Annotated in this window: 29 protein-coding genes and 1 pseudogene; 16 read left to right on the forward strand and 14 right to left on the reverse strand. The window is 51.0% G+C overall.

Annotated elements, in window-relative coordinates; translation table 11 throughout:
* Positions 1 to 3 precede the first annotated feature (3 nt).
* The 4 genes from L971_RS11570 to L971_RS11585 are packed head-to-tail and all read left to right on the forward strand — an operon-like array spanning position 4 to position 3,148.
* On the forward strand, positions 4 to 708 hold the full coding sequence (locus L971_RS11570) for a hypothetical protein (RefSeq protein WP_047375940.1): 705 nt from the start codon (positions 4 to 6) through the stop codon (positions 706 to 708).
* On the forward strand, positions 705 to 2,078 hold the full coding sequence (locus tag L971_RS14985; RefSeq protein WP_231557603.1) for a barstar family protein: 1,374 nt from the start codon (positions 705 to 707) through the stop codon (positions 2,076 to 2,078). Before L971_RS11570 ends, L971_RS14985 begins: the two co-directional genes overlap by 4 nt.
* Positions 2,079 to 2,104: 26 nt before the next feature.
* On the forward strand, positions 2,105 to 2,566 hold the full coding sequence (locus tag L971_RS11580; protein ID WP_052200380.1) for an NUDIX hydrolase: 462 nt from the start codon (positions 2,105 to 2,107) through the stop codon (positions 2,564 to 2,566).
* A gap of 27 nt (positions 2,567 to 2,593) precedes the next feature.
* Positions 2,594 to 3,148 carry a suppressor of fused domain protein gene (locus tag L971_RS11585; protein WP_047375942.1) on the forward strand — a complete coding sequence of 185 codons (555 nt, stop codon included), beginning with the start codon at positions 2,594 to 2,596 and terminating at the stop codon, positions 3,146 to 3,148.
* A 45-nt stretch (positions 3,149 to 3,193) separates the two neighbouring features.
* Here the strand turns inward: L971_RS11585 and L971_RS11590 are convergent, their stop codons facing one another.
* A complete protein-coding gene (locus tag L971_RS11590) occupies positions 3,194 to 3,904 on the reverse strand; it encodes a GntR family transcriptional regulator (RefSeq protein ID WP_047375945.1) in 711 nt (236 codons plus the stop codon).
* Positions 3,905 to 4,065: 161 nt separating this feature from the next.
* Here L971_RS11590 and L971_RS11595 point away from each other — a divergent pair, with 161 nt between their 5' ends.
* From L971_RS11595 to L971_RS11615, 5 genes and pseudogenes are all read left to right on the forward strand, one after another.
* Positions 4,066 to 5,955, forward strand: a complete 1,890-nt coding sequence (locus L971_RS11595) for a beta-glucoside-specific PTS transporter subunit IIABC (protein ID WP_047375947.1) — start codon at positions 4,066 to 4,068, stop codon at positions 5,953 to 5,955.
* A gap of 12 nt (positions 5,956 to 5,967) precedes the next feature.
* A complete protein-coding gene (bglA, locus tag L971_RS11600; RefSeq protein WP_024370395.1) occupies positions 5,968 to 7,422 on the forward strand; it encodes a 6-phospho-beta-glucosidase BglA in 1,455 nt (484 codons plus the stop codon).
* An 84-nt stretch (positions 7,423 to 7,506) separates the two neighbouring features.
* A complete protein-coding gene (locus tag L971_RS11605; RefSeq protein WP_047375949.1) occupies positions 7,507 to 8,286 on the forward strand; it encodes a hypothetical protein in 780 nt (259 codons plus the stop codon).
* A gap of 340 nt (positions 8,287 to 8,626) precedes the next feature.
* Positions 8,627 to 9,025 carry an IS200/IS605 family transposase gene (gene tnpA, locus L971_RS11610; RefSeq protein WP_047375951.1) on the forward strand — a complete coding sequence of 133 codons (399 nt, stop codon included), beginning with the start codon at positions 8,627 to 8,629 and terminating at the stop codon, positions 9,023 to 9,025.
* Positions 9,026 to 9,030: 5 nt separating this feature from the next.
* A pseudogene (locus L971_RS11615) lies at positions 9,031 to 10,079 on the forward strand (RNA-guided endonuclease TnpB family protein).
* A gap of 148 nt (positions 10,080 to 10,227) precedes the next feature.
* On the opposite strand, the gene L971_RS11620 reads toward L971_RS11615, so the two are convergent.
* Positions 10,228 to 10,443 (reverse strand): hypothetical protein, encoded by a 216-nt coding sequence (locus L971_RS11620; RefSeq protein WP_024371885.1) that lies wholly within the window; start codon positions 10,441 to 10,443, stop codon positions 10,228 to 10,230.
* 243 nt (positions 10,444 to 10,686) lie between these two features.
* On the opposite strand from L971_RS11620, the gene L971_RS11625 reads away from it, so the two are divergent.
* A complete protein-coding gene (locus L971_RS11625; protein ID WP_369793386.1) occupies positions 10,687 to 10,902 on the forward strand; it encodes an excalibur calcium-binding domain-containing protein in 216 nt (71 codons plus the stop codon).
* 32 nt (positions 10,903 to 10,934) lie between these two features.
* Here L971_RS11625 and L971_RS11630 read toward each other — a convergent pair whose 3' ends face one another.
* Positions 10,935 to 11,765 (reverse strand): alpha/beta fold hydrolase, encoded by an 831-nt coding sequence (locus L971_RS11630; RefSeq protein WP_047375953.1) that lies wholly within the window; start codon positions 11,763 to 11,765, stop codon positions 10,935 to 10,937.
* 193 nt (positions 11,766 to 11,958) lie between these two features.
* On the opposite strand from L971_RS11630, the gene L971_RS11635 reads away from it, so the two are divergent.
* A complete protein-coding gene (locus L971_RS11635; RefSeq protein WP_047375956.1) occupies positions 11,959 to 12,717 on the forward strand; it encodes a glucose 1-dehydrogenase in 759 nt (252 codons plus the stop codon).
* Between the two features lie 33 nt (positions 12,718 to 12,750).
* On the opposite strand, the gene L971_RS14865 is transcribed toward L971_RS11635, so the two are convergent.
* Positions 12,751 to 13,566 (reverse strand): AraC family transcriptional regulator, encoded by an 816-nt coding sequence (locus tag L971_RS14865; protein ID WP_052200381.1) that lies wholly within the window; start codon positions 13,564 to 13,566, stop codon positions 12,751 to 12,753.
* 144 nt (positions 13,567 to 13,710) lie between these two features.
* Positions 13,711 to 13,971: a DUF1294 domain-containing protein gene (locus L971_RS11645; protein WP_024371890.1), complete on the reverse strand. Its 261-nt coding sequence runs from the start codon at positions 13,969 to 13,971 to the stop codon at positions 13,711 to 13,713.
* 208 nt (positions 13,972 to 14,179) lie between these two features.
* Between L971_RS11645 and L971_RS11650 the strand changes: the two genes are divergently transcribed.
* The gene (locus tag L971_RS11650; RefSeq protein WP_034816633.1) at positions 14,180 to 14,962 is read left to right on the forward strand and encodes a LysM peptidoglycan-binding and 3D domain-containing protein; all 783 of its coding nucleotides are present in this window, start codon (positions 14,180 to 14,182) and stop codon (positions 14,960 to 14,962) included.
* 122 nt (positions 14,963 to 15,084) lie between these two features.
* A complete protein-coding gene (cls, locus tag L971_RS11655; RefSeq protein WP_029335024.1) occupies positions 15,085 to 16,551 on the forward strand; it encodes a cardiolipin synthase in 1,467 nt (488 codons plus the stop codon).
* A gap of 37 nt (positions 16,552 to 16,588) precedes the next feature.
* Here cls and L971_RS11660 read toward each other — a convergent pair whose 3' ends face one another.
* From L971_RS11660 to L971_RS11680, 5 genes are all read right to left on the reverse strand, one after another.
* On the reverse strand, positions 16,589 to 17,566 hold the full coding sequence (locus L971_RS11660; protein ID WP_047375959.1) for a hypothetical protein: 978 nt from the start codon (positions 17,564 to 17,566) through the stop codon (positions 16,589 to 16,591).
* Positions 17,563 to 18,591: a DUF58 domain-containing protein gene (locus L971_RS11665; protein WP_024371894.1), complete on the reverse strand. Its 1,029-nt coding sequence runs from the start codon at positions 18,589 to 18,591 to the stop codon at positions 17,563 to 17,565. Before L971_RS11665 ends, L971_RS11660 begins: the two co-directional genes overlap by 4 nt.
* Before the next feature lies 1 nt (position 18,592).
* Positions 18,593 to 19,501 carry a MoxR family ATPase gene (locus tag L971_RS11670; RefSeq protein WP_029335021.1) on the reverse strand — a complete coding sequence of 303 codons (909 nt, stop codon included), beginning with the start codon at positions 19,499 to 19,501 and terminating at the stop codon, positions 18,593 to 18,595.
* Positions 19,502 to 19,595: 94 nt separating this feature from the next.
* Positions 19,596 to 20,291, reverse strand: coding sequence for an amino acid ABC transporter permease (locus tag L971_RS11675; protein ID WP_024371896.1), 696 nt, complete (start codon positions 20,289 to 20,291; stop codon positions 19,596 to 19,598).
* A 2-nt stretch (positions 20,292 to 20,293) separates the two neighbouring features.
* Entirely contained in the window at positions 20,294 to 21,142 is an 849-nt protein-coding gene (locus L971_RS11680) for a transporter substrate-binding domain-containing protein (RefSeq protein WP_024371897.1), read from the reverse strand.
* A 599-nt stretch (positions 21,143 to 21,741) separates the two neighbouring features.
* On the opposite strand from L971_RS11680, the gene L971_RS11685 reads away from it, so the two are divergent.
* The gene (locus tag L971_RS11685; RefSeq protein ID WP_047375961.1) at positions 21,742 to 22,137 is read left to right on the forward strand and encodes a hypothetical protein; all 396 of its coding nucleotides are present in this window, start codon (positions 21,742 to 21,744) and stop codon (positions 22,135 to 22,137) included.
* A gap of 61 nt (positions 22,138 to 22,198) precedes the next feature.
* On the forward strand, positions 22,199 to 22,741 hold the full coding sequence (locus L971_RS11690; RefSeq protein WP_047375963.1) for a GNAT family N-acetyltransferase: 543 nt from the start codon (positions 22,199 to 22,201) through the stop codon (positions 22,739 to 22,741).
* 156 nt (positions 22,742 to 22,897) lie between these two features.
* Here the strand turns inward: L971_RS11690 and L971_RS11695 are convergent, their stop codons facing one another.
* Genes L971_RS11695 through L971_RS11705 form a run of 3 tightly spaced genes read right to left on the reverse strand, consistent with a single transcriptional unit; the run spans position 22,898 to position 24,708 of the window.
* On the reverse strand, positions 22,898 to 23,350 hold the full coding sequence (locus L971_RS11695; RefSeq protein WP_231557604.1) for an N-acetyltransferase: 453 nt from the start codon (positions 23,348 to 23,350) through the stop codon (positions 22,898 to 22,900).
* A 15-nt stretch (positions 23,351 to 23,365) separates the two neighbouring features.
* Entirely contained in the window at positions 23,366 to 24,082 is a 717-nt protein-coding gene (locus L971_RS11700; RefSeq protein ID WP_047375965.1) for an MBL fold metallo-hydrolase, read from the reverse strand.
* A 14-nt stretch (positions 24,083 to 24,096) separates the two neighbouring features.
* A complete protein-coding gene (locus tag L971_RS11705; protein WP_047375967.1) occupies positions 24,097 to 24,708 on the reverse strand; it encodes an NUDIX hydrolase in 612 nt (203 codons plus the stop codon).
* 166 nt (positions 24,709 to 24,874) lie between these two features.
* On the opposite strand from L971_RS11705, the gene L971_RS11710 reads away from it, so the two are divergent.
* Positions 24,875 to 25,159 (forward strand): hypothetical protein, encoded by a 285-nt coding sequence (locus tag L971_RS11710; RefSeq protein WP_024371903.1) that lies wholly within the window; start codon positions 24,875 to 24,877, stop codon positions 25,157 to 25,159.
* Positions 25,160 to 25,227: 68 nt separating this feature from the next.
* On the opposite strand, the gene L971_RS11715 is transcribed toward L971_RS11710, so the two are convergent.
* Positions 25,228 to 25,896 carry a hypothetical protein gene (locus L971_RS11715; protein WP_047375970.1) on the reverse strand — a complete coding sequence of 223 codons (669 nt, stop codon included), beginning with the start codon at positions 25,894 to 25,896 and terminating at the stop codon, positions 25,228 to 25,230.
* Between the last annotated feature and the right edge of the window lie 40 nt (positions 25,897 to 25,936).

Genomic DNA, 25,936 nt, shown 5'->3' on the forward strand with positions numbered 1-25,936 from the left:
GACATGTTCCGCCACCTCACGACATTCGCTTTAGCCGGGCTCTTCACGCTCGGTACGACGTCAGCCATTGCCGCGCCGACAGAACGGTCAGCAGAACAATTTGCTGAAACACATTTCGAGTCGATCGTCCTCGACCATATCGAAGGAGACGACCCGAGTAACTATCACTTGACGGAAAGTCGCACCATCTCGTTCGGTCCGCTGCACGAAGTGATGATGGCCGCACAATCCTGTTATTCGCCAGATGACGCGTGTACGTTCGTCTCAAGCAAAGAATACGTCTCGGCTGTCCTACAGGACGGAGAAGCAAGAAACGTCATCGGTACGTACGAGCAAGAGCCAGGCGTCTTTGCCTTCTCCACGCTCGGGTATGGCGACGAGTTGGCCATTGCCTTAGCTGATGTGTCCGGTACATTGGTCCATTCCGCGCGCGAGAACGCCTGGTTTGACTATGACGGGGAGACGTTGACCGCCTTGACGACCGATGCGAAACGGTTCATCGATGGAGACACGATTGCAATCGAGATGTATCAGAAACTCTTGGTCGAGACACATTCAAACGTTCAAGGTTCCGCGGAGGATGGTCTCGTGGGTGGGGCGGGGAAGGCTCAGGCGACAGAGTCAACATCGTATCGCATGCTTGGCCTCGCGTTGTTGGCGGGTCTCCCAATCGGTTATCTTTTATACAGGAGGCGAGGAAAAAGATGAATGTAAAACGTCCGTGGTTGCATGAGGTCGATGCGGCCACGGCTTTATTTGTGCGTCGACATGCAGTGCACACGGATGAGTTTGAACAAAAGACGGAACACTTATCAAGTTCAAGCGATGGGACGTTATGGAAAGTCGACCGTTATGAATTCGACCGCGTCTACGATCAAGCGCTTGATGACGTGTATCGCACGGTTCGTCGACAAGTTGCTGACATCTTCTCGTTTCATTCAGGTGATATACAAATCGATGAGGGTTTCACGGATGCAACGATGCTACGTTACCTCGTCTTGCATCCGTTCACCCGAGATGTCTACGTCGATGTCGCTCCATCTGGGGTCGTTGAGACGGTGTATGTCTGGATGCATCCGATCGAGGTGTGTCAACAGAGAGACCAAATCACTCGTGTGACGCTAGACGTCTCAAACATCGTGGAGGAAACCGAGTTACATAAACTATTAAGAGAACAGTTACAATTCCCTTCGCACTATGGCATGAACTGGGACGCATTTTGGGATGTGATTACCGATGAGAAAGGGTTGCCGGACATCGTGGAGTTGTACGGATGGACAGAGTTTGAGCAACGTTTGCCTGTGGCGGCGAACACGCTCGCAAAATGTTTTTTGGACTACGCGAACGAGCCGGACTTAAAACCGTGTCAAATCATCTATCATCAGATAGAGATGCTGATTTTACCGAGGCAGGCATTAAAAGAAGGAGAAGCAAATCGCCTAATTTTCCGACATCTCGCTGGCGCAACGTTCCCGTTACATGTGGAACGCAAGACGTCAGTACGGTTGCCGAAGCGACACCGTTTCTCGCTTGAACGCATAGAAGAGGAGTCTGTCCTATCAGGAATTGTTCGCAATCATGAGGAGATTGCCCCATGGTTGACACTTTCCATTGACGACCAGCGCCAAGACGTCGTCACGTTCTCACATGAAACGGATTGGCTCTTGAGCTATTACCGGGAGGGGTTGACACTCCAAGGGGAGAATATTGAATCCGTTGAATCAATTGACACAGCGGATTATGTGACGTTCTTTCACCACGTGACACGGGGGGCGTATCCAATCGAATTGACGTTCTGTTTCGGTGGTACAATTGCTCCAAGCGAAAAGGTGTATCGGTTGACGCTACATGACAAAGCATGGGAGAAATTGATTGAAGAAACGTTGTTACCTCAATTAGAGATTCCAAAAGCAAAAAGGTTTTGGCAGTCTTTTTCATCAACCACATCTCAACAGTCACTCGAGACGTTCTTAGGAGAATGTCATCCTCATATCTTTGGAAACTTCGTACTAGCGCATGATGCGGACGATGTATATCACTTTCTTGATCATGTGAACGGTTCAATCAAGCGGTTTTGAAATTCATATTGTAAAGGGGAAGTAGATTGAATTATATACAGGACATGCGGAACCTCATTGGAACTAATCTATTAATGACCGTCGGTTGTGGTGTCATCATCGAACACAATGATCAAATTCTGCTTCAACATCGTAAAGATCATGACGTTTGGGGAATCCCGGGTGGTGTGATGGAACCTGGTGAAACATTCAAGAGCGCTGCACAACGCGAAACGTTTGAAGAAACAGGTCTTACAGTCAATCAACTAAGCTTGTTTGGGCTCTATTCAGGAAAAGAAGGATATGCTTCTTATGAAAATGGAGATCAAGTCTTTAGTGTACAAGTCATCTTTCATGCGACGGCATTCTCAGGAGCACTCACGCAGGAAGGACAAGAGAGTCACGAGCATCTTTTTTTCTCACGCCATGAACTTCCAACATTGAACAGCCACCAAGAGAGGTTTATTATGGATTGGGTGCATCGAGAACAAACACCTATAGTAAAGTAAGAATCCATCAAGAAAGTTGGAAACATAATGAATTATTTAGAACACCTTGAATCCCATTGTGGAGAGTTCACGAATCAATTCGAAACGGACGATTTGTTAGAGCAGGCCGTGCAGTTCTTGCAGTTTGATGACAGCCCTATGACCGATACGTTTACCCTCTCGACGATAGGCCTTCATTGGCATACGCTGCAAAACGAGGACGGTACTCAGACACACCAAGAGCTCTTGGTGAGTTTCAAGCAAAAACGTTCGTATAAAGACGTGCTCGAGTTGTTGTGGCAATTAACGACGCATGCGCTCGAGACACATCACGCCTTCAAACTCGGTGAGTATTTTGAACTCCCCCCGAACGTTTTCAAACGATTGAACTTCTCAGCGATCTATGTGGCGACCCCGTTTTATTTTAATGAGTCGTTTCATGCATACGAAGGGGACGAACAAACCGTAGTCCCAGTCTGGTTCATTCCCATCTTCCCATCTGAAGAAGCGTTCATCGAAGCGCACGGGGTAGAACGGTTCAACGAATTGCTTTATAAAACGGATGATGCGCTACTCGATTTGAAACGTAAACCGCTCGTCTGAACCACACAAAAACACCGCTCCACGCCATCGCGTCGAGCGGTGTTTTCACATGTACGGCCCGTTCGCCTGGACAACGAACTGAGAATGATTGTAATGGTAGGTGATTCGTGAGTAGTCGAACGGCTTCCCGTTCGTCAGATGGAAAATCGTCTCGATGCGGAGCGTCGGGTCGTCCATCTTCAGGCCAAGATAACCGGCCTCCGTCTCGTTCAGTCGCCCGACCTGCATATACATATCGGAAAAACCGATCGTGACGCTGAGCGCACTTTGGACGTAGTCGAAAATCGAGTCGGCGACAATCTCCCGATTCAAATAGGGCACAATCGCCTTCACATAATACGATTCCTCGTAACAAAAAACTTCCCCATCGACGTAGCGGACGCGTTCAACGCGATACACGTCATCCGACACGTCAATCCCTAAGTTGTTGGCGACGTCTTCACTCGGCTTCGTGATTGACACATCGAGCACATCCGACGTCAAGACGCGGTCGCCGAGGTTGCTTTTAAATCCTTGCGTCGAGAACAGACTCATGTAGCCCGGGCGGTTGTGACGCCGGACGAAGATCCCGCTTCCCCGCAACTGAAAGATGACTCCACGACGTTCAAGCAACTCGAGCGCCTTCGTGACGGTGCTCTTACTGACGCCATATTGGCTCATCAACTGCTCGAGCACAGGCAACTTTTCCCCTTGTTTTAAATCCTGATCATTAATGTACTGCTCAATCTCTGCTGCAATCTGTTGGTATTTTAGCATCCTTGTCCCTCATCTACATTGTCATGATGTCTTTATTATATCACACGCCTGTTAGAAAAAAGATCACACACATTCTTTATATCGGTCTTGATTAATTGTACCGGTACAATTATAGTAAGAGTGTACAAAATGTAAGCGTTACATCAAAGGAGGGTTTTCAATTGAGTAAAGTTCGGGATTATTCAAAGCTCGCCCGTGACATTTTAGATGCGGTCGGTGGGGAAGAGAACGTCATCAATGCGGCGCGGTGTGCGACACGGCTTCGCCTTGTGTTGAAACGGTCGAATCCGCAAGCGAAAGAGAAAGTCATGGCGATGCCAGGGGTCATCACGGTCGTCGAGACGGGCGGACAATTCCAGGTCGTCATCGGGCAACACGTCGGGGAAGTGTTCGATGAGTTCTCGAAGCTCGTGAAGATGGAGACGAACGAGACGGAAGAGGGAAGTAAAGGGACAATCCTCAACCGCATCATCGCGACGATGTCTGCCGTGTTCGCTCCGTTCATCTATATTTTAGCTGCCGCGGGGATTCTGCAAGGGACGCTCATTATCACGACGCTTCTCTTTGAAGGGTTCGCCGAGACCGGGACGTACGAAGTGTTCAGCTTCATCTCGTGGGCGCCGTTCACGTTCTTACCGATCTTTATCGCCATCACCGCGTCGAAGCATTTCAAGACGAACACGTTCATCGCGGTGGCGGCGAGCGCGGCATTGGTCAGCCCGACATGGGCCGAGATGGCAGCACGCATCACGTCAGGGGAGACGATCAGCTTCCTCGGGCTCGCCTTATCGGGAACGACGTACACGTCGTCCGTCTTGCCACCGCTCTTCCTCGTCTGGATCTTATCTTACGTCGAGCGGTTCTTGAACCGACATATGAACGAGGTCATTCGTCCACTATTCGTCCCGTTCTTCAGTTTGGTACTCATGGTGCCGCTGACGATTCTCGTCATCGGACCGATCACGACGATGGGTGCGGTTGGGATCGCGAACGGATATAACTTCTTAGCAGAAAACGCGCCGATGCTCGCCGGTGCCATCATCGGTGGCCTGTGGCAAGTCGTCGTCATCTTCGGTGTCCATTGGGGCGTCACGCCGATGGTGCTCGCGAACTTTGATTTATACGGCCGCGACTCGTTCCAGGCGTATCAAACGATTGCCGTCATCGCCCAAGTCGGCGCCGTTCTTGGTGTCATCTTGAAAGCGAAGAGTCAAGAGACGAAAAAAGTCGGCGTCTCGGCTGGAATCACCGGTCTGTTCGGGATTACCGAGCCTGCCATTTATGGGGTCACGCTTCGTTTCAAAAAGCCGTTCATCTTTGGATGTATCTCAGGTGCGATTGGCGCCATCGTCGCCAGTTTCTTTAATCCATACTACTTCGCCTATGCCGGCCTTCCGGGTCCGCTCACGCTCGTGAACGGAATCAGTTCGGACGTCCCTTCGTCAATCTGGGGACTGTTGATCGGGACGGCAATCGCCATCATTCTCCCGGTCGTCTTGATTCAACTCTTCGGTTTTGGAGAAGATACGGCTAAACAAGTGACGGAAGCGACAGAAACACCGGCGACGGCAGAAGCGAGTGCAACGCTCGTTCAGGAAGAGACGATCGTCTCACCGGTGTCAGGGAAAGTCCTCGCGTTGAACGAGATTCCGGACGACGTGTTCGGCTCCGGGGCGATGGGGAAAGGTTACGCCGTCGAGCCAGACGGGAATAATGTCGTAGCACCGTTTGACGGGACGATCGTCATGGTCGCGCCGACAAAACATGCGATCGGGCTCCGCTCGAACTCAGGAATTGAGCTCTTGATTCATGTCGGGCTCGATACGGTGACGCTCGACGGGAAACCGTTCACCGTGCACGTGAAGGATGGGGATCGCTTCAAAGCGGGCGATGTGTTGACGACGTTCGACCGTGACATGATTGCAGCCCACAACGTCTCGACGATTACACCGGTCATCGTGACGAACAGTGCGACATACGCCGATGTGCTCGTTCAACCAAACCACAAGACAGACACAACACAAGTAATGCTCACGATTGTGAACAATTAAGGAGGAACTACAATGAAAACATTACCAAACGACTTTTTATGGGGTGGCGCACTCGCTGCTCACCAATTTGAAGGTGGCTGGGACGCCGACGGCAAAGGACCGAGCGTCGTCGACGTCTTGACGGCCGGTGCACACGGCGTCGCGCGTCGCATCACGGATAAGGTCGAGCCGAACGAGTTTTATCCGAACCATGAGGCAATCGATTTCTACCACCGCTATAAAGAGGATGTCGCCTTGTTCGCCGAGATGGGCTTGAAGTGTCTCCGCACCTCGATCGGCTGGAGCCGGATTTTCCCGAACGGAGACGACGCAGAGCCGAATGAGGCCGGTCTAAAGTTCTATGACGACTTGTTCGACGAGCTGTTGAAGCATGATATCGAGCCGATCATCACGTTGTCGCACTTCGAGATGCCACTCCACCTCGCACGCGAGTACGGTGGGTTCCGCAACCGTGCCGTCGTCGACCACTTCGTCCGCTTCGCGGAGGTCTGTTTCGACCGTTACAAAGACAAGGTCAAATACTGGATGACGTTCAATGAAATCAACAACAAGATGGACGTCAACAACCCGCTCTTCTTATGGACGAACTCAGGCGTCATCGTCGAAGAAGGGGAGAACGCGCGTGAGGTCATGTATCAGACGGGCCACCACGAGTTGATTGCGAGCGCCCTCGCCGTCGCGAAAGGGAAGGCGATCAACCCCGACTTCGAGATCGGGGCGATGGTCTCGCACGTTCCGATCTATCCGTACTCGTCGAACCCGGACGACGTCATGCTCGCTGAAGAGATGATGCGCCAGCGTTACTTCTTCCCGGACGTGCAAGTGCGCGGCGTCTATCCGAGCTACGCCTTGAACGAGTTCGAGCGTGAAGGCTATACGATCCCGTTCCTAGAAGGGGACGAGGAAATTTTGAAAAACGGGACCGTCGACTACCTCGGGTTCAGCTACTACATGTCGACGACCGTGAAGAGTGACATCGTCGCCGACAACAGCGGTGATATCGTCAACGGCGGTCTGCCGAACGGTGTCGAGAACCCGTATATCAAGTCAAGTGACTGGGGATGGGCAATCGATCCGGTCGGTCTCCGTTACGTGCTCAACCGGTTGTATGACCGCTATCAAATCCCGCTCTTCATCGTCGAGAACGGATTCGGTGCCGTCGATGAGATCGTTGACGGGAAGATTCATGATGCGGCCCGTATCGACTATTTGAAGGCACATATCGAGCAGCTGAAAGAGGCGGTCGTCTATGATGGCGTCGACTTGATCGGTTACACGCCGTGGGGCATCATCGATATCGTATCGTTCACGACGGGCGAGATGAAGAAACGCTACGGCATGATTTACGTCGACCGTGACAACGAAGGCAACGGCTCGATGGAGCGGATGAAAAAAGACTCGTTCGATTGGTACAAGCACGTGATCGAGACGAACGGGGAAGCGCTCACGTACGAACCGGTCAAGTAATCTCAGACTCCTTTTGATGATCTCGATGATCGTCAAAAGGAGTTTTTTGTATAATGGAGAAGTGAGAGAAATGAGGGGATAAAGATGAGTCATATTACCATTCGTTTATATTCGAGCGTAAACGCGCAGCGCGACCGGAACTGGGCAAAGAAACACATCACAGCGATTCATTCGTCATACGTTTTTGAAGAATTGTTATCACGTGCGTTGTCACGCTTCGTGGAGAGCGGGGACATTCGTTTCAAAGACCCTAATTTTGTAGGGATAAACCTTATCCATGCTGAAACAAATCATACATACAATACGCATACGTATGATGACACACATCATCAACTCGTGACGCACGAGTTCACGCATGAGACGTTCGATTATGAGACGTATGAGATGATGCTTGATGAGAAAGAGAAGTTTCAGCAGTTCGCGATAGTCATTCGGGACGTGCTCGTGCCTTTGTTAGAAGAACAGACGAGTAGCACAGAACGACCGATTTCTGACATGATCGAGCATTGCCTGAAGCAGATTGAAATGAACGACTATAAGTTGGTCGCCTTGCTGAATAAGACACCGAAATCGAACAAAAAACGCAATCGGATCGTGCTTTTCAAATTGAGCGTCTCGGTGACCGGTGCGTCGTTTTGGATTGAAGGGTACGAACGAGGTATAAGACTGTTTCAAAAGAAGGTGATTGAAGAGATTGCGAGCCCGTACGCGTTCTCGTTGTATTTCGGAACGAGTCGTTGGGAATCAGACGATGTGTTTATCATTCAATCTGACGTCCGGAACTGGAATGCACGCGTCGACTTCAGAAGTAGGGACATCGACATCTATAAACGCGTGCAAGACGAAGGAGAGAAAACACGATGAACAAAATTGAGTTGAAGTTCAATCGGGTCGTAAAGATGATTAAGAAGTACCCCGAAGTGTTCGAAGGCAGTCTAGGAGGTTAAGAAGCAATCGTTTGCCGACTTTTTTCTCTACATCATCACAGACACAATCGACATGCACCGTTGAACGATAAAAAAACCACCTGCGTCAGGACACTTGGTCTGAACAGGTGGTTTTTAACAATAGTAGGCGAGAATTCTCCCTCCTCTAAGCGTCTCGGGGCGAAGCCCAGCGTAGGTGGGAGATGAATCGCCTGTGTTAGCAAGATTGTATGTGCTTGGTATAATGGATGTAACCAATCAAAAGGACTGAACTATCAATGAAAATGGATACATACAAACATTCAGTCTTTCTTCTGAATTACCATCTCGTCTTGGTGGTCAAATACAGACGCAAGGTGATTGATGACGCCATCTCGGGGTTCGCGAGACAGACGTTCGAACGGATCGGCGCGTCATACCATATCACACTGACCGAATGGAATCATGACGGTGATCATATCCATGTGTTGTTCAAGGCTAACCCGAACACAGCGATGTCGAAGTTTCTGAACGCCTACAAGAGCGCCAGCAGCAGACTGATCAAACGGGACTTTCCACACGTCAAGAGACGACTGTGGAAAGAAATGTTCTGGTCTCGGAGCTACTGCCTCGTGACGACCGGCGGTGCGACGATCGACGTCATCAGGCAATACATCGAAAAACAAGGAAGGGAGTGATCACTTTGTTGAAGGCATATAAGTTTCGACTATACCCGACAAAGCTACAACAAGAATACTTCATGAAGACGTTCGGTTGCGTCCGTTTCGTCTACAACAAGATGCTCGAGGAACGTATCCGGTTATATGAAGAGTCGAGGCTGAACCCTGACGCAAAGCAGAAGCTCCCGACCCCGGCGAAGTATAAGCCCGAATTCCCTTTCTTGAAAGAGGTCGATAGCTTGTCTCTGGCGAACGCCCAGATGGACTTGAACAAGGCATATGCCAACTTCTTCCGCGACAAGTCTGTCGGGTTTCCGAAGTTCAAATCGAAGCACGGCGACCGCGCCTCCTACACGACCAACAATCAGAACGGGAGCGTCCGGATCGAGGACGGGAAGGTGAAACTCCCTAAGATCGGCTTCGTGAAGTTCAAACAATGACGAAGACAGGCAAGTTCTTCATCTCCATCCTTGTCAATCAGGATGACGAACAATGGATTCCCGTTAAAAACAAAGTAGGTATCGATCTCGGTTTGGAGCACTTCGCCATCATGACGAATGACGAGATGCTTTCAAATAAGATTGATAATCCTCGCTTTCTTCACAAGTCAGAAGAGAAGGTCAAGAAGGCGCAGCGCGCTCTGTCACGTAAGAAGATCGGAAACAAGAACCGAGAGAAAGCCAAACTGATCCTCGCCAAGAAACACGAGAAAATCGCAAACCAACGTAAAGACTTTATTCATAAGTTGTCGAAACAAATCGTTGACGAGAACCAAGTCATCGTCGTGGAGACATTGAAATCGAAGAACATGATGAAGAACCACAAGGTCGCCAAATCGATCGCCGACGTCAGTTGGTATGAGTTCGTCCGACAGCTAGAATACAAGTGTAAGTTCTACGGACGGACGCTCATCAAGGCCGATCAATGGTACGCATCGACGCAAATCTGCTCTTCCTGCGGCGAAAAAGGCGAGAAGAAAACAGTGGATGTACGCGAATGGACGTGTACGTGTGGCGCTCATCATGACCGCGACATCAATGCGAGCATCAACCTGTTGATGTTAGCTGACTAAAAAAACCTTCAGGGCAGGGACTTGCCCGACGAGCTTGGTAAACAACCGTGGCTAGTAAAAGTGCGGTCTTCCCAAGAAGCTCCCACTTCAATTTGCGAAGCAAATAAGTGGCGAGTAGTTCACTACCGGATATACTGGCTATTTTAGATCAGTCGTTATAGCCGATCAGTACTGTGAACGTCATGAGAATTGTAGCTGTGAGCACGAGAGCGATTGCAAGTGTAGTAGCGGAAACCAAGAAGACGTTTGAGTAGTGACTGCGTTTCTTCCAGATCGCTATCAAAAAGGCGAAGTTCAATAATACAAATAGCGTGAGGACGAGTAAAGGGACTGCACGTTGTTGTATCAAATTGATAAAATCCATGATTAACCTTCTCTCTTGTCGATTATAATACTGATATTTGGATGCTATTCGTTTGTAGGGAAGACATGTATTGAAATGCATAATCAACGTACGTCTCTAAACATTGAACTTTTGTGAAAGAAGGTAAATCTCTCATAACCGGACGTATAATAATCACAACTGTTTGTTGTTACGTATAATAAGGGAGGACTACCTATGAAACGATTACTCCATGCCTCGATCGCTGGAATTGCATTGTTCACGATGAGCGTGACGCCGACATCATCCGTCGATGCTGCGGCTAAGAAATTCAAAAACTGCACTGAGTTGAATAAGACGTATAAAGGCGGTGTTGCGAAAAACAAGACCGTCAAAAACGTAGGTGGAAAAACAAAATACAAGCCACACGTCGATGCCGCGCTGTATCAAGCGAACATTACGAAAGATCGGGACAAAGACGGCATCGCTTGTGAACGTTAACAGATTGGGGATTCGTCCTCAATCTGTTTTTTTTAAAATTGTCGCACCTGTTCAATCGGGAACGCCGGATTCCAATGAACGAAGTGGCCACCCGTGACACGTATGTAAGTGATGGGTAGCTCATGCCGCTGCATATCTATAATGGCCGATTGCGTCAACCGGGCCCCTTTATCGTCGAGTCCGACAAAATCCCCATAAAGAAGTAACGTCGGGACCTGAAGCGACCGCGTGAGCTTTGGCACGTCAAGGCGATAGAAGCCGAACAACAGATTCAATCCGCCTTGTCCGAGCTTGGCCGGTGCATCCAATGCGCGTCGAATCTCATCTCGTTCGGTTAGACCGGTCTTCGTACAAAACATTTGGAACCGTTCGTCTGAGATGGGCTGTGCTCGTTCGTCTGAGACCATCTTTCTTTCAATTCGTTCTACAACCCGAGGGCCTAGCAGGCGAGAAATCCCGCTCAGGAGCGGGACGAGAAGTCCAAAAATACCATATTCTTTTAACGGGACGCGCGGGAACGCCTTGTGTCCTTGATCGAGTAATACGAGTCGCTTCACTTGCTCGGGATAATGAACGGCAAAAGCGAGTGCGACCGCACCTCCGAGGGAGTGTCCAATCACATGAACCGACCCGAGTCGGTGTGTCACGACGTAATCGTTGACCCAATCCGCCATCTGTTTGGCATCGACGACTTGTCTAATCCCTTCACTTCGTCCGAATCCGGGCAAATCGAGCAAATGGACCTCAAAGTCGTCGCGTAGCTTTTCAGCGAGCGAGCGGCCTTCTTCTCCAGTGAATCCCCCGGCCGGTAAAAATAAAATCGGTGTCCCACTTCCGATCACTTCTGCATAATAACCACTCAATCAAACCCCACCTTTTAACTCCCAATATCTGTATCTTTCCATTGTACGTGACGAACTACTTGAACAGAAGCATATTCTTCCAAACAGAGATACGTTTTCCTCCAAATCCGGGTATAGACTAATGACACGTGAGCAACATGCACATGTCGTTTTCTCTGTCGCTGTTGATTGTCTCAACAAGGAGGAATGCGGTGTGAAATTATCGGGTAAAACGGCGCTCGTCACCGGGGCCGGGTCAGGAATGGGGCGCGCCATCGCCAAACTGTTTGCCGAGGAAGGGGCGCGCATCGTCGCCGTCGACATGAACGGGGATACAGTCGAGGCAGTCGTCTCAGAGATTAAAGCGAGTGGCGGGGAAGCTGTCGGTGTTTCGGGGAACGTCACGAAACAAGAAGATATCGATAAAATGATCGATACGGCGACGAGCACGTTCGGTTCGCTCGATATCTTGGTCAACAACGCCGGCATTATGGACAACTTTTTGACTGTCGGCGAAGTGCCCGACGAGGTGTGGGACCGGGTCCTCGCCGTCAATTTGACCGGACCGATGAAACTGGCCCGGGCCGCGATTCAGATTATGGACAAACAAGAGTCAGGCGGCGTTATCATTAATAACGCCTCGGTCGGCGGGTTGTTCGGGACACGGGGCGGTGCCTCCTACGTCGCCTCGAAGCACGCACTGATCGGATTGACGAAAAACATCGCCGCGACATACGGCACGTTCAATAAGATTCGGGCGAACGCCATCGCACCGGGCGGGGTCAATACGAATATCGGTGCCACGATCACCGCGCCGAGCGAGCTCGGGATGCGGGCCATCCAAGGGGCAGGGGAGGCGCCGATCGGTGAACCGGAGCAAATCGCCAAGGTTGCGCTCTTCCTCGCGTCGGATGATTCAAGTTTCGTCAATGGCGACGTTTTGAAGGCTGACGGCGGTTGGACAGCTCGTTAAACACAGTAAAAGCCGACAAACGCTTGTCGGCTTTTAGTTTGCCCTCTTTCCTTTACGGTAGGCGAGAGGCGTGACCTTATGTACTTTCTTGAACGTTTGAACGAAATGGCTGACGCTCGAGTAGCCGAAGTCCTCTGCGACCTTAGCGATCGGATCGCCCGTCCCCCGCAACTGACGGGCCGCCGCTTCCATGCGGACGTCACATACGTACGCGAGCGGGGTCGTCGCACACCATTTCATGAAATAGCGACAACATTCCGCGCGACTCAAGCCGCCGGCAGCGGCGATTTGCTCGAGGGTCAGGCGCTCCGTCACGTGATCATGGATATGAGCGATCATCGCCGTCATCCGATCTTGCCCCGTCACTCGTCTCGGTTCATCGGTTGGTTGTTGAATCCAATAACGCCAGAGCACGGTCGATTGTAGTACGGCATCAAGACGGGAGAACGGTGTATCAGATTTGAGCGTCCGTGCCGTCTTATCAATCGTATCCAGTACCGCCTTTTCGTGACGGTTCGTCGGTGACAACTGCTTTCTCGTCAAACGTGGCATGTTCAAGAAAGGAGTCACATACTGTTGCGCCATGACGGGGGCGAATAGATCATAAGGGTCGACCTTGATTTCAACGAGACGAGTCTGATCGGCCGATCCGGTGCGTTTTATCAATTGCCCCGGCGCGACGAGGAGCCCCGTTCCTGATTCAAGCCGAATCTTTTCTCCATTGACCAGCAAATCGACGCGACCTTGCCTGACGACGTACGCATGGAAATGCGTCGTCACGTCTATCCCGACCGTCGTGACGTGTTCGTCGGACCATTCCATATAAAAAATCGTCTGTGTGTCTCTCATTCTCATCCCACCTCAACAATAGAACATTTCTTTCTGATTTCCACCGTCCCGATAATTCGATTCTGCCTAAACAGACGACGAATCAGACATTTTATGTCCGACTGCGTAAATATTCCCATACCGAGTTTCTTCTATATAACGGCGTCAGAAGATGAAATACGCCGTGATGCCGGCATGGACCAAGATGGCGATTGGCACGCCGAGTCGAAAGGCGGGCTTCAACGTCTTGTGACGGAACAGCCTCATCGCGATATACGCCCCGAACGCCCCGCCGATCCAGACGAGCGTCAACAACGTTTTTTCCGAAATTCGCCACGCGTTCGCTTTTGCCCGTCGTTTATCAACGAAGAATGTCATAAAAGCTAGGAAATTAGTCACAATGTAATATAGCAGTAATAGTTCCAAAGACTATCCGCTCCTTTCTTCTTCGTTTAGTATACCGTGAAACGGCTCAACAAAGCCATTTGTATCCGTTTTGTAAGAATCTCTTCCTTGACTTATCGCCAATAACCTTCTGTAACTGAACTGATATCACTCTCATATCGCGCTGTAATCGCAGTGAAATATAGAGGTGTTACAGTTAGGGAGCGTTAGAAAAGGGAGGAATATTCTTATGAAAAAACCACTATTGACACTAACGGCACTCGCTGGCCTTAGTTTAGGAGTCGCTGCTCCAGCTTCGGCAGCATCAACACACACAGTTCAGTCTGGAGATACATTGTATCGTATCGCCGTGAACAACAACGTCTCTGTAAACGACATTAAACAAGCGAACGGCTTAAACTCTAATATGATTTTCCCGAACCAAGTATTGAAACTTGGCAAGGCAGAAGCAAAAGCTTCGAACTCATCTAAAACGTATACAGTTAAAGCAGGCGACACGTTGTATCGAATCGCGACTAACAACGGCGTCACTGTCAACCAATTGATGACATGGAACGGTCTTAAATCAGATCTTATCTTCCCAGGTCAACAATTCGCAGTGAAAGGCGCAGCCGCTGCATCAGTAGCGAACGACGCTCCTGCAGCGAAGCCGAAAGCTTCAACATCTACACCTGTGACGAAACAGTCTACGTCGACAACGCAAACCCAAGCTCCGGCTTCGGGTAAGACGATGACAGTTGAAGCCACAGCCTATACACCATACTGTGCAGGATGCTCAGGTATCACAGCTACAGGAATCGACGTCCGTTCAAACCCGAACCAAAAAGTCATCGCGGTTGACCCATCAGTCATCCCACTCGGCTCTAAAGTTTATGTTGAAGGATACGGCGAAGCCATCGCTGGAGACACTGGCGGCGCAATCAAAGGGAACAAAATCGACCTCTTGATGCCGACACAAGAACAAGCAATCCAATTTGGTCGTCAATCTGTTCAAATCACAATCTTAAACTAATTCGTACGACCCCAAAAACACCGCAGGCGCGGTGTTTTTTTGTGTTCTCCTCGTCGAAAGCGGCTATGATGGCGACTGAATGGTGAGAACGGGTATGAAAGGAAGAGAAGGGGGAAGCGATCATGATCACAACCGAAGTCATCATCAGTGTGTTTGGAATCCTGTTACTCATTTTGAACATGACGTTCGCCATCACGATCATCTTTTTCGAACGACGGGACATCGGCTCGACGTGGGCATGGCTTCTCGTCTTATTCTTTTTACCGCTCGTCGGTTTCTTCATCTACATCTTCTTCGGCCGCTTGATCAAGTCGAACAATTTTTATCAAGTCGACGAAGAGCGAAGGATCGAATACGCCCATCACGTCCAAGATCAGCTCGACGAATTAGACGCACGGCAAGACTTGTTCACGAGCGACCCGCTCCTCTCCAAATATCGACGTCTCGCCCGGCTGAATTTACTGTCGACGAACGCCCTCGTGACGTATCATAACGCCATTCAAGTCATTCATGACGGGGAACAGAAGTTTGAGGCGCTGTTTCACGACATCGAGTCGGCAACGCGTGAAATCAACATCCAGTACTATATCATTCAAAACGACTCGCTCGGCCAAGCGCTCATCGCCGCCCTCACAGAACGGGCCAAACAAGGCGTGCGCGTTCGTCTCCTGTACGACGCGGTCGGGTCACGCGGCTTGCGGCGCCATCATTTCAAACAACTGCTCGCCTATGGCGGTGAGGTCAAATCGTTCTTCCCGTCACGTCTCGGCATCAATTTCCGTGTCAACAACCGCAATCACCGAAAGTTGTGCGTCATCGACGGAGAGATCGGCTATATCGGTGGTTTCAATGTCGGGAACGAGTACCTCGGGACGAATCGACAATTCGGCTACTGGCGCGACGTGCACTTGCGCATACGAGGCGAAGCCGTTCGCGAGCTGCTCGAACGTTTCCTCCTTGACTGGAACCGTTCTGTCCCGACAAGGCAGAAGACCGAGAAGGAAGCGCTCGTCTGGCCACAAGCGACGCTCGATCCGTTCGCGACGCCGGTCCAAATCGTTACGTCGGGCCCGAATTCGACGACCGAGCATTTGAAGAACATGCTCGTCAAGATGATCACCGAGGCGAAAGACAGCATCTACATCCAGACGCCTTACTTCATCCCGGACGCGAGTTTCTTAGACGCCTGCCGGATCGCACTCATGTCCGGTACGAAAATCCATTTGATGATCCCGAACAAACCGGACCATATGTTTGTCTACTGGGCGACGTACGCCAACGCGGCCGAACTCGTCCGTTACGGGGCGGACGTATATACGTACGAGGGTGGCTTCTTGCACGCGAAGACGCTCGTCATCGATGGCGAGGTCGCCTCGATCGGGACGACGAACATCGACGCCCGAAGTTTTCATTTAAACTTCGAGATCTCGGCCCTTGTCTATGACGAGACGGTCGCCCGTTCGGTCATCGAGGCGTTTGAACGAGACAAAACCTGCGCTGAGCGACTGACGATCGAACGCTATGAGACACGGACGAAATGGATCCGCTTCAAAGAGAGCGTCTCGCGGTTGCTCAGCCCGATTTTATAACAAAAGACCAGCGTAACCCCTAGAGGTCACGCTGGTCTTATTGTTTGAGTACTTGTTTAACATGTTGTTCGAACGCCTCAACGATTGGACCCGGCGCGTCTTTCTCCCCGTATTCGGCCGCCTCGAGCCAGGAGGCAAACAGTGGGGCGTCCGTGAACCGGATGCGCGTCAGCCAATCGGAGGCCGTCTCTTCTCGATGACGCGGATGAGCCTTCTCAAGACGTCTCCCGGCATCGAGGAGTTGTACATGTTTCGGTGTCCGCACGGCACGTGACGCCCGTGTATGCGGCGTGTGGGCGTGTCTCGGGACGACCGCGTCCTCTTGCACCTCGTTCCGCTTTCGTAGATAGAAGAATAGTGCGATTCCAGCGATTAGCAAGATGATGAAGAATCCGAGGACGAGCATCGACTGGTTCGACACCGTCTCGAAAAACGTCTCGTTCGTCATCGTCTCTGCGTCGAGGTTCGGATTGTCCGGCACCATGAAACGGTTCACCCGATCCGATGGGTCGAGGGTGATGCCGTCGAACCAACCGCCGAGCCACATGAGGAACGGACTGACCCATGCGACCAAGTCCCCGAACAAGAGCTCTTTCACCGTTCGGAGAAGCAGGGCGAGGACGAGACCGACGGTGAGCCCGATGAAGAGCATCGACAACATCCGTTTGTAATCCCGTCGGTAATAGAGGCTCCGTTGCCAGAACAAGAACAGGAACGGAAACGCAATCATCGCGAGCGGTTGCGACGCCGGTGGGAACAACCAATCGACGATGAGGAACAGAACGCTCGCGATCGCGTAGCGGTCCGTCCAGTCGAGCGTCCGGATGAAGGCATGGACATACGTGAATAACAATAAAGTAATGCTCATCTCATACGAGAAGAACAATGCCGCGACGCTGAGCGCCGTCTGGGTAACGAGCTGCCAATTACGAGGCAGGCGAAGGGTGAACAGATAGACGAGCGGAAACACGTGACCGACGTAAAACGCGGCAAACACCCACCATAACCATTTCATCGACCATCACCTCCGAGCCGGAGTATGGACTGGCTGCCCCCGTATTTCGCGACTTTCCGTTCGAATAATGACCGCGCGAGCGGGAAGTCCCGCTCCGATAGACAAGCGAGTGTTGTCATCACTTTGCGGAAATGTGTCTCACCGCTCCCCGGGGCGAGGTCATACGTGATCCCGTCCTTCGTGAGCGTCGGCACGATCAGTCCATAACTCGCATTCTCTTTCTCAAAGTCGCGACATAGCGCTGCTGCCTGTGAGATCAATCGTTCCATCTGATGGGTGAGGGCGCGTCCGTCTTTCGTCAACAAGTCAAGGACGACGACGTATTCATTCGCCTGAACCGGTTGCTCGGTCCGGGCGAGCAGTTCGCCCGTCTTCGCATACGCCGACCAATACAGTTGACGCATCGGCTGGCCGTGATACGGCGCCACTGATTGAAACGTCTCTGGATCCCGGTAGGCGCTATGGCGCACCATCTCTTCTCCGGGCAACGTCGGAGGCCGTTTCGGGATCGGGTACGGTAAGAATTCTGGGAATACGTAGCCGATCCGGTCGAGCGGTTCTTCTTTATAGAGCGAGAACATGCGGAGCGGGTCTCGGATTTCCATGCCGATCGCCTCGATTCGGATCGGTCCGCGTTTGATCGCCTTGAGCGGGAGCGTATAGGCGACTTCCGCCTCGCGGCCGACATAGTTCTCTTGGCGCCAAAACGCATGGTCTTCCGAATCGACGGTCGGATGCAAGTAACCGGACAACCGGACGACGCCGAGTGGCACTGGGGCCGTCGACAGAAGCTTGATCGTATACGTCTCCTCGTCACCCGGGAACAGCTTCAACTCGTCGGTCACATCGACATGCACGTGATCGGCGAGACGGAACAACAGCTCCGGCATGATGAGCGCATAGAGGCTGAAGCCGAGAATCGCACTCGCGAGGAAGACGTTGCCGTACAAGGCGATGAACACCCCGACGACGAACAAGAGCCACATATACCCGGACTCGAGGTAGCGAGGGCTGACGAGTTGCATGTCACACCTCTGATGGGACCGCGATGGTCTCAAGGACAGATTTGATCAGCTTCGACGGTTTCGTCTTCAGTGATGCCTCGACTGTCAAGACGACGCGGTGGCCAAGAATCGGCATGGCGAGCGCCCGAATGTCTTCTGGTGACACGTAATCGCGTCCGTCCATAAATGCATGGGCCCGGGCCGCCATCGTGTAAGCGAGCGTCGCCCGCGGGCTCGGCCCGACCTCGATGTCCCGGTGATGGCGGAGTGCTTCGACGAAATCAAGAAGGTAATCCTCTATCGCCTCGTGGAACGTCACGTCACGGACCGCTTGTTGCATCTCGGCGAGCTCGTCTTGCTTCAACGTGAACGGCGCCGCGCTCAAATGTTCATTCCGCAGCAACCGGCGCTCGGACTCGCGAGATAACGGTGCGAGTGACAGCTTGAACAAGAAACGGTCGAGCTGGGCTTGCGGGAGCGGGAACGTGCCTTGCCCGTCGAACGGGTTTTGTGTCGCGATGACAAAAAACGGGTCCGGCAGACGAAGTGACACTTCGCCGAGCGTCACTTGGCGTTCCTGCATCGCCTCAAGGAGTGCGGATTGCGTCCGGGGCGTCGTCCGGTTGATCTCATCGACGAGCAAGATCGATGTGAAGATTGGTCCGGTCCGGCGCTCGAACGAGCCGGTCGTCGGATTGAACAGCTCCATCCCTAATATATCGCTCGGAAGCGTGTCCGGCGTACATTGCACCCGTTGGAAGGCAGCAGACACGGAAGAGGCGAGGCTTCTCGCGAGTGTCGTCTTTCCGGTCCCCGGCCGGTCTTCAAGCAGTACGTGTCCGCCAGAAAGGAGGGCGATCGTCGACAGCTTGATGGCTTTCGACTGTCCGATCACCTGGTCGTTCAAATATGTGGTCCATGGTTGTATCATTTGTAGTTCCCCCGTCTTTTTCTGAATATTTAAGAAAATCATAGCACATTCAAACGCTCGTATGATACGAAAAGAAAAAACGATGACAGCAGCGTCATCGTTTCGGTGAATCCAAATAGCGTTCAAAATGCCGTTCGAGCCAGTCTTGGAAGAACGACATGAACGTGCAGATGCCCCAATAGATGAGGGCGACGACCAAGTAGACCGTCATATAGTCAAATTCTCGCCCCCCGACGATCTTCGCCTTGTTGAAGATCTCAGGGACGGTGATCATGGCCGCGAGCGAACTCGCTTTGATCAAGTCGAGAAACACGTTCGAGAGCGGGGGAAGCGCGATCCGTGTCGCTTGTGGCAAGATGACACCTTTGAGCGTCAGCCACTTGTTCATCCCGAGCGAGCGGGCCGCTTCGATTTGTCCGTTATCCACTGCCCGGATCGAGGCCCGGATGATCTCGGCGATATAGGCGGCCGAGTTCAAACTGAACCCGATGATCGCCGCCGTCAACGCCGCAAACTGAATCCCGATGAACGGGAATCCTGAATATAAGATAAACAAAATGATCAAAATCGGCACACCGCGCATAAACGAGATATAAAACGTCGACGGGAAACGCAACAAACGCGACGGTGACAGCTTACCGAGGGCAAGGATGAGCCCGAGCACGAGTCCGAAAAACATGCTGACGAATGAGATCCAGAGCGTATTCGGCAGTCCACCGAGAAGATACGGGAACGAGCGGATGGCCAAGTCGGCGTCAAAAATCGCCTCCCATTTCACTCCTTCGAACATGCTCAGTCCAATTCGACGATCGTCGCATCGACGTCCGGCTCGACCGAGACGTCCGCGCCGTTATAGAACTGCTCCGACAATTCTTTCACCGTACCGTCTTCAAGCATCTCAGCGAGAACGCGGTCGATGTTTTGTTGCAACTCATCGTTCTCTTTTTCCATGAGGAACGCGACTTCTTGCGGGTTGTAGGCGATATCCGGGTGGATGGCGATATCAAACTCCGGGAAGAAGGCGAGGGCGAGCGTCTGCAAGTAGTAGTCGTTCAAGATGACATCAGTGCGCCCAGTTGAGACGTCACGAAGATACTGATCGTTCGTCGCGTTATCATAGATCACTTCTTCTGCTCCGTACTGACGGGCCACTTCCATGAAGACGGTCGTCGCTTCACCAGCGGCTCTCTTGCCTTTCAAGTCCTCGAGCGAGTCAATGCCTGAGAGGTCACTCTTTCGGACGATGGCCGTCCCGTACGTGTACTTATACGGCGTCGAGAACGCGAATTTTTCTTTGCGGTCTTCTGTGACCGAAATATCGTTCGCCGCGACGTCGACCTGCCCGTTCTGGACACTCGTCAACATGTTGTCGAAAGCCATCTCTTTGAACTGCACCTCGAGGTCAAGCCGTTGCCCGATCTCTTTCATCAACTCGACATCGAATCCTGTCAACTCGTCGCTCTCTTCAGCCCGGAACGAAGCAGGGTAGAGCGTACCGGCCGTCCCGACCGTGAGCGTACCGCTCTCTTGAATCTCGTCCCAGCGCGAAGTCTCGGCCTGATCGGTGCTAGAATCACCACACGCCGCGAGCGGGACAGCGAGTAATAGGGATGCTGCCAAACCTTTTGTCATACGTTTCATTCAAGTTCCTCCTTAAGTTATCATCTGTCTAAAAATAGCATGACACTAGTCCTGTGGCAACTCCTAAACACTTTGAAACAGGCGTTAAATTATATTTGAAACATAAACACATAAAGCGCTAACACGTCCTTGAATGAACGATTCAGTTAAGTGACACAGTTTATCCATATAAACGAAACAGATATGAATCGGTATAAAAAGGATTTGAGCGGGTGGGTACTAACTACGTTCAAAAATGAACAAAATTGAGTCACCAAACCGTTAATATTGGTTATGACTTATTCTAAAGAAACTATAAAAAGAGGATTTTCATACGGATATAGCAAATCATGTAAAATGCGAGTGGTATGTAGCTACCTTTGAATCCAATTAAAATAAGCTAGCTCCGGAGGATGGACCAACCATGACATTTATGACTATGTTCGTCGTTTTAATAATCGGCTTACTCACACTTTTGATTGGACTATTCATGAAGAAAAGATGGGTTACCATCTTATCCCTCATTCCGCTCGGATTATCGCTTTGGAATTTCATGACCCTATTCTTTATGGGTATGTAATGTGCGTGAGAGACGATCACAATAAAAGAAGGGGATGCGAATGGCGAAATGGGAAAGATGGAGCGTGAATAAAGAGGTGCCGGCTAAACTAGAATTGCAGGCTCTAATTGATGATAAAGACGGATTAAAACTCGTGTTTACTGATGCGGATGAGAACATATATACATTCTTATTTGACGGACTTGTGTTTTCGTATCGAAATACAGACGAAGGAACGCTTTTAAAAACGCTAGACCATCTATATAAACATTATGACACGAATTATTTTGGCGAGTGGACACTCTTCCGAGTGACCGATTCAAACTATTTGGAATGGCTAGCTGAAGAGGCAGACAACATTTACGAAAAAATCTATGATATTCACCATTATGTGTTCTTGACATCACATGATGTAGTCGAAGTATTGTCAACTGAACCTCCAAGTTTGATTTCATAACCGCCACTGTATGGCTAGTCTGATGAGACGATATAGGAGCGTCCGAAAGGAGAAAGATCCAATGAGAGGATTCCTAGATATCTCGATTCAAACGTTAAATGAGGATTCCATCAGCGTCGTGAACGAGGCAAATGATTCATTTCCAATCATCGGAAAAATCATTCCGAGCTATAGAGACGGAGTTTGGATGTATGAGGAACAGTTATATGAGAAAGTTTATGAGACGAGATTCCCGGACGATTCACTGGACTGGTCTGAGTACATCAATCGTGAGGACAAACAAGTATTCTTGGCATTCGACGAGACGACTTGTATCGGACAAATCCGTGTCGCAAGAGACTGGAACCGTTTTGCATATATCGAGAACATCGCTGTGCAGAAAGCGTATCGAAACAGCGGGCTCGGTCATTTGTTAATCGGTGTTGCAGAGACGTGGGCAAAAGAGCAATCGTTGCTCGGATTGTCACTCGAAGCGCAGAACGATAACGTGATCGCGTGTCGATTTTATGCGAAAGAAGGGTTCGCGCTCGGCGGTGTCGATACACTCAAACAAACCGGCAATCCGAACATCGACATGACGTTGTATTGGTACAAGATTTTCTGAGTTGCAGCTGAGAGGAGAGACGTCACATCTGACATCGATTTTCTCTGCTTTTTCCATTAGTTTACATAACATATATTATCAGTGAAAATAAAACTCCGTCTCAATTCTTTAGTATACTTAAAGAAGTGAGACGGAATGTGAAAGTTGAGCCAGGATTCACGTCCGAGTAAATCGAATCAACGTGACACCCGGTTCAGGCTCAAACTCGGCGCTCGGTTCGAACCCGAGTTTCGTATACAATCGTTTCGCCGGTCCGTTATGTTTTCCGGTATGGACGTAGACGAGTTTATCTTCGTGCAAGCTGAGCACGTGTTCGAGCAATGTCGTCGCGAGCCTCGCCCTGAAATACGTTGGGTCAATGCATAATTTCGTGACCTCGACCGTATTTTCGGCCGCTTCAATGGTAATAAATCCGATCATCCGCTCGTCGTTATACAAGCCATAACTCGTGCCCGGCAAGTTTTGGATCACTTCGACCGTCTCATATCGGGCCGGGATCTCATCAAACCCGATCAATTCCGCCTCGACCGCATAGGCGTTTCGCTGAATCTCGAGCATTTGCTCCGCGGAACGATAATGTGTTGTCTGAATCTCTCGCAGTTCCATCATCCTACACCTCCGGCATCATCTTGCGAACAACCGTGCTTGCTTGCGTTTGGCGCGTTTGAGCGCCCGGTACAATCGATGCGTCCCGGCGATCTCAGGTCCGTGACCGACGAACGTATGCCGCGGCGCCAAATCAATCAACCGTTCGGCGTTCTCGACCGCTGCCCGCTTGTCCCATGTCGCCATCCCCGGGAGCGGAAAGAGCGGTCTGACATCCCCTGCCACCGCGACTCCCCCATGGGATTGAAACGCGTCACCAGCGAACAATATACGGTGGGCCTCGTCAAAATAAGCGATAGACCCCGGCGTATGGCCTGCCGCAGGATAAACACGCAGACCAAACAGACGCTCCCCCGGATCTAGCAACTTATCAGGCAAGGAATGGATCATCGGGAGAGAACCTTTCACTTTCAAGTTCCGCTCGTCCGGGTCCAACGTTCGGTCCCCATCGAGCAACCGGGCGTCCCGGCGTGAGACGTATAGCTCCGCATGGGGATGGGCCTTCAAAATCGCATCGACGCCCCCGACATGGTCTCCATGGGCGTGTGTCAACAGAATCGCGAGAAGCGGCTGTCCAAGCGACTCGATATATGCGAGGATATCTTCCGCGTTCCGCTCCAAGGCGGTATCGATCAAGACGAGCCCAAGTTCTTTCTCAATCAACTGCACGTTGATCGGTAAGATTGGTGCATAAAACGTCAGCTGGTGAACATGTTCTAGACGTGTGACCTTCAAGTCATCCCCTCCCCTTAATCGAACACGGTGACCCAGTCGTCTTGCCAACGGGCCGCAAAACACATATGGAGCTGTTCAGGCGTATTGCGGGCAAGCGAGAGCGGCGGTAAATCGTCCCGGGTGAAGAAGCCGACGTCACTCGTCTCTTGACTCGCCTGCGCCTCGCCCCCGATCACTTCGCATTCGATGAACAGTTTATAATAGTGTTGGGACAAAGGCGGGTGCGGATGGTGATGCATATCAAACAAAGCGACGAGACGGATTGGCACGACATCGAAACCAGCCTCTTCCTCGATCTCCTTGACGATGTTCTCTGCTGGGGACAGTCCGACCTCGCAGAAACCACCAGGGAGCGTCCAACGACCGTCTGAGCGTTCTTTGACGAGCAACAAGCGGTCCTCTTGGAACACGACACCACGTACGTCGAGCTTCGGTGTCGGATAACCGTCAACGTGCGTCAACTCCGTAATCTCTTGAAGCGCGAGGTTGGATTGCCGCTCGAACATCTCGGTCGCGATCTGTTGCAATTCTAGATAGCGTTCCCGGTCGAACTCGTCTTTCGTGAATGTCAATCCTGCCTGTGACAACGCGTGTAGCCGTTTGGCCCAACTGAGCCATTCTGACATATACATCCCTCCATCGTTTGTCCTGCTTATCCATTTCGCCAAAGGAAGTTCTCGTTCCTGTATATGAATACCCGCTCCTCGGAGAATTTAATGTCGCCGTCGTTTGAAAATCTCGTCTCTGGCCCCCGTGTCATACTGGACAAAGACAAAACGAAGGAGGTCGGACATGGCGGACTCAGCGTTATACCAGTTCAAAGCAGACTTGAACGGTTACACCGAACGGCAACTGCGCTACGAGGCAGCAGCGGGCGTCTGGTCAATCGGGCAGATGTACGACCATATCATCGCAGTGGCTTTAGAGTATGCAGATGAAATCGAGCGTTGTCCAGCCTCTACTGAATCACAACCGCTCGTCCGCTCGCCGAACCTTGACGTCAAAGCTCTCCATGGCGGTTTTACGACCTCATCGAGATGCATACCCGGCATCATTTGCGGCAACAGGCCGACTTGAAGCGCTATTTGATGGAGGCTGGAATCTAAAATGCAATCAGCAAAAGGCGCCCTTGAGCGTCTTTTAATTTACTCCTCATAATAATAGCTTTCCGTGAACGGATAATTTCGTTCGTTCCGTTCACACCAGTCGAGAAAGCTTTCGTCTTTTGACTCTGTCTGAGTGTAGGTCACCCAATCCGCCAGCAAGTCGCTATAGTAACTAAGTTCTGCCTCATATTCCACTTGCTTTTCTTCACTCAATACAGACTCGTTCAGCTGTCTCGCTTCCATGATGATACCTCTGTCCTCATCGACCTCCCCGAGATAGAGATCTTCGTTAATGTGATGAAACGCGAACCAAAGTGCATGGATTTTTTTATCCATAAGCGCTTGGACCGCAATCTGTTCGGTCACTCCACCGAGCGCGAAAGCCTGTTCATACTCTTGCAGCCAGCGATGTGGGCGAGGGTCGTTTGGAAAGCGCTGCTTCCACTCGATCAGCGTCGGCCGTAGCACGTTCGTGACGAGCGAATGCACGAACACATTATAGGAGTCGGATCGCTCGGACGATTCGTCATGCGTGTATAGCCAGCTCACGAATTCCTGTCGTTGTTCAAAACTCCATGTCTCCACCGTTTTAAGAAACGGGGTCATGGCAGCGAGTGCCTGTTTTCGTAATCCTAGACTTTTCAATTCACAGAACGTGCGGAACTCTGGATAGTTGTTCATGTATGGATCGTTCAGCAATTCTTGCAAGGAATCATCTCCTTAATTCATCTTGGTTTCTATAAGTTCC

It is taken from the genome of Exiguobacterium sp. ZOR0005 (assembly GCF_000798975.1).
Taxonomy (GTDB): domain Bacteria; phylum Bacillota; class Bacilli; order Exiguobacteriales; family Exiguobacteriaceae; genus Exiguobacterium; species Exiguobacterium aurantiacum.

Bases quoted from the DNA above. Each gene is read 5' to 3' on its own strand.
- bglA (WP_024370395.1), top strand. From the start codon at position 5,968: ATGAAAACATTACCAAACGACTTTTTATGGGGTGGCGCACTCGCTGCT.
- L971_RS11680 (WP_024371897.1), bottom strand. From the start codon at position 21,142: ATGAAACGTATGACAAAAGGTTTGGCAGCATCCCTATTACTCGCTGTC.
- L971_RS14865 (WP_052200381.1), bottom strand. From the start codon at position 13,566: ATGAGAGACACACAGACGATTTTTTATATGGAATGGTCCGACGAACAC.
- L971_RS11705 (WP_047375967.1), bottom strand. From the start codon at position 24,708: ATGTCAGAATGGCTCAGTTGGGCCAAACGGCTACACGCGTTGTCACAG.
- L971_RS14985 (WP_231557603.1), top strand. From the start codon at position 705: ATGAATGTAAAACGTCCGTGGTTGCATGAGGTCGATGCGGCCACGGCT.
- L971_RS11590 (WP_047375945.1), bottom strand. From the start codon at position 3,904: ATGCTAAAATACCAACAGATTGCAGCAGAGATTGAGCAGTACATTAAT.
- L971_RS11605 (WP_047375949.1), top strand. From the start codon at position 7,507: ATGAGTCATATTACCATTCGTTTATATTCGAGCGTAAACGCGCAGCGC.
- L971_RS11695 (WP_231557604.1), bottom strand. From the start codon at position 23,350: ATGATGGAACTGCGAGAGATTCAGACAACACATTATCGTTCCGCGGAG.
- L971_RS11685 (WP_047375961.1), top strand. From the start codon at position 21,742: ATGGCGAAATGGGAAAGATGGAGCGTGAATAAAGAGGTGCCGGCTAAA.
- L971_RS11690 (WP_047375963.1), top strand. From the start codon at position 22,199: ATGAGAGGATTCCTAGATATCTCGATTCAAACGTTAAATGAGGATTCC.
- L971_RS11710 (WP_024371903.1), top strand. From the start codon at position 24,875: ATGGCGGACTCAGCGTTATACCAGTTCAAAGCAGACTTGAACGGTTAC.
- tnpA (WP_047375951.1), top strand. From the start codon at position 8,627: ATGAAAATGGATACATACAAACATTCAGTCTTTCTTCTGAATTACCAT.
- L971_RS11625 (WP_369793386.1), top strand. From the start codon at position 10,687: ATGAGCGTGACGCCGACATCATCCGTCGATGCTGCGGCTAAGAAATTC.
- L971_RS11665 (WP_024371894.1), bottom strand. From the start codon at position 18,591: ATGCAACTCGTCAGCCCTCGCTACCTCGAGTCCGGGTATATGTGGCTC.
- L971_RS11670 (WP_029335021.1), bottom strand. From the start codon at position 19,501: ATGATACAACCATGGACCACATATTTGAACGACCAGGTGATCGGACAG.
- L971_RS11650 (WP_034816633.1), top strand. From the start codon at position 14,180: ATGAAAAAACCACTATTGACACTAACGGCACTCGCTGGCCTTAGTTTA.
- L971_RS11570 (WP_047375940.1), top strand. From the start codon at position 4: ATGTTCCGCCACCTCACGACATTCGCTTTAGCCGGGCTCTTCACGCTC.
- L971_RS11660 (WP_047375959.1), bottom strand. From the start codon at position 17,566: ATGAAATGGTTATGGTGGGTGTTTGCCGCGTTTTACGTCGGTCACGTG.
- L971_RS11675 (WP_024371896.1), bottom strand. From the start codon at position 20,291: ATGTTCGAAGGAGTGAAATGGGAGGCGATTTTTGACGCCGACTTGGCC.
- L971_RS11620 (WP_024371885.1), bottom strand. From the start codon at position 10,443: ATGGATTTTATCAATTTGATACAACAACGTGCAGTCCCTTTACTCGTC.
- cls (WP_029335024.1), top strand. From the start codon at position 15,085: ATGATCACAACCGAAGTCATCATCAGTGTGTTTGGAATCCTGTTACTC.
- L971_RS11585 (WP_047375942.1), top strand. From the start codon at position 2,594: ATGAATTATTTAGAACACCTTGAATCCCATTGTGGAGAGTTCACGAAT.